The organism is Okeania sp. SIO2F4 (assembly GCF_010672385.1).
Classification (GTDB): domain Bacteria; phylum Cyanobacteriota; class Cyanobacteriia; order Cyanobacteriales; family Microcoleaceae; genus Trichodesmium.
In genome coordinates, this window is sequence record NZ_JAAHGT010001104.1 from 1 (window position 1) to 2,876 (window position 2,876).

Here is a 2,876-nt window from a genome sequence, read left to right on the forward strand (position 1 = left end):
TCTCGATATTTACCGAAATATTTCCGTGGAACCAGGACATGAAAAACTCATAGAAGTCTTCGAGTCAACTCCAAATCTAGTGGGAATTGAAAAAGTAGCCGGAGAAACAGTTGCTCCACCACCTGCTTTAAGTAAACTAAATCAGGTTGGAGCTTCCGACATATTACTAGATGCTGATGGTAAAGTACGACGCGCTCTGATTACAATAGCTACCGAAAATCCTCTACCAGAAGGATTAGGGGTGAAGTTGGCCTTGATGTATTTGCAAAAAAAGGGTATTACTTTACAAGCAGTAGATGAAAATCAACGAAATTATAAACTTGGTAAAGCTACTTTCACTCCTCTGACCCCTACTTCAGGGGTTTATGCTAGTCCTGATACTGGTGGTTATCAGATTTTACTAAACTATCGTGGTAGAAGAGAAACTTTTCCCTGTATTTCTATATCCCAGGTATTAGATGGAGATATTCCTGAAGATTTAATTCGCGATCGCATTATTATGGTAGGAAAAACAGCAGAAAGTCTCAGAGATGTTTTTTCTACACCTTTTAATAGCAATCTATTACAGAAAACAAATCTGATGCCAGGAATAGTGGTTCATGCTAATATTAGCAGTCAGATTTTGAGTGCTGCTTTGGAAGGTCGTGTTTTGTTGCGGGTATTTAATCAATACTGGGAATGGGTGTGGATGGGAATATGGTCATTTACTGGAAGTATTTTCACCTGGTGGTTATTGCAATCTCCAAGATTTGGCAAAAATGCTTTTTTTGGTGGCACTATTATAGTCATGGGATTATCAAGTTTTAGCTTGGTGGGAATAAGTTATGGAGCGTTCATCAGTGGGTGGGTCTTACCTCTGTTTACTCCGTGGGTTGGGTTAATGAGTACAGCTATTATTACAACTAACTACTATAGTTATTGGCAACTTAACAAAACTAACCAGCAATTAGAAAATGCTAATCAGAAACTAGAAGATTATGCTCAAACTCTAGAACAAAAAGTACAACAGCGAACTCAGGAATTAGAAATTGCCAAACAAGCAGCAGATGCAGCGTCTCAAGCTAAAAGCGAATTTCTGGCTAACATGAGTCACGAATTACGAACCCCTCTCAATGGTATTATGGGTTATGCTCAAATTCTCCAACGTTCTGATAGTCTAAATACAGAAGATAAAACCAAAGTAGAAGTTATTCATCGTTGTGGGTCTCATTTGTTGACTTTGATTAATGATGTGCTTGACTTGTCAAAAATTGAAGCAGGGAAAATGGAACTCCACCCTGCATACATCTACTTACCAAGTTTGTTGCATAATGTCGTAGAAATGTGCGAGATTAAAGCTCAAATGAAGGGAATTTCTTTTATTTGTGAAAAGGATGCTAAATTGCCGACTGGTATCAATGCTGATGAAAAACGGTTGCGACAGGTGTTAATTAATCTTTTGGGAAACGCAATTAAGTTTACGGAAAAAGGTGTAGTGACATTCAAGGTGAATCAAACTAAAAATGGTAAATTTCACTTTGAAGTTCAGGATACAGGTATTGGTATGACACCGGAACAGACTCAACGTCTTTTTCGAGCTTTTGAGCAAGTAGGTTCAGACAAGTATAAGTATAATGCTGAAGGTACTGGGTTAGGATTAGCAATTAGTCAGAGAATTGCACGGTTAATGGGTAGTGAAATTCAGGTAAAGAGTGAATATGGAGTTGGCAGTGTTTTCTGCTTTGAGGTTGATTTCCCATCCACTAATACTAATAGTGTTAATAATAAAATCAGTAGCAAACAGCAGAAACAAGGAGAAATTGTTGGTGTGAAAGGAAAAGCACCTAAAATTTTAGTTGTAGACGATCTGTATGATAGTTCCTCTATAATTGTGAATTTGTTGAAACCTCTTGGTTTTGAGGTGCTTGAAGTAAGTAGTGCTAAGGATGCTTTAGAGAAAATTGAACAGTTTAAACCCAATCTTGTGATTACTGATTTATTGATGCCTGAGATGGATGGTTTTGAAATGATGCGAAAGCTCAGAACTTCTGAAAAAGGAAAAAATTTGATTTTGATTGCTTCTTCAGCTAATGTTTTTGAATCAGATCGAAAGAATTTACTGGAGGCAGGTGGAAATGATTTTCTGCCTAAACCTGTGGAAGTAAGTCAATTACTTAAGGTACTACAAACACATCTAAATCTAGAATGGGTTTATGAAGGAACTAGAAAATCACCTCGACTCATAGAAAAAACAGAGAAAATAAATGAAGAAATAATTCCTCCTCCTCTAACAGAATTGCAAAATTTATATGAATTGGCGATGAAGGGTCATCTTAAGGGAATTACTAAGCAAGCAAAAATAATGGAGAAACTGGATACTAAATATGTGCCTTTTGCCCAGAAGTTGCAGGAACTAGCGGGAGATTTTCGAGATCAAGATATTATTAAACTAATTTCAGATGTGATCGCAAATTAACAGAAATTTTCAAGATACTTTTCTGTATTATTTTTAGTAACTAATAGACATCTGGTGAAAAAGATATAAACTGCTTGTTCCAGAAGAATTAATATCATGTCCGGATAATTAGGGTTTGCCCTCAAAAGTATTATGAGTAAGAGTAGGAGTCAGGAGACAGGAGACAGGAGACAGGAGGAATGGGGAATGAGCGAGAAGGCAGGAGTTAGAATTATTCCTCAATTTCTCTGTCCAAATCTTGCTGTTAATACTAACTTTTTGAGACTTTTCAACTCAATCTATGCGCACCCCCTCAAGACTTAAAAATACCAAAAGCTTTATCTGTAAAGACTTTCATATTTATTCAGCCAACCCTATTTAATTTCCACAGATGTCTATTAGACCTCTCCATAAATTATCAATTACTTCTCCCTATTACCGA

Annotated in this window: 1 protein-coding gene; it reads left to right on the top strand. The window is 36.6% G+C overall.

Features of this window, described 5'->3' with window-relative positions:
* The coding region (locus tag F6K22_RS37580; RefSeq protein WP_293109900.1) for a CHASE2 domain-containing protein at nucleotides 1–2,455 on the top strand (2,455 nt) is incomplete at its 5' end.
* Nucleotides 2,456–2,876 lie beyond the last annotated feature (421 nt).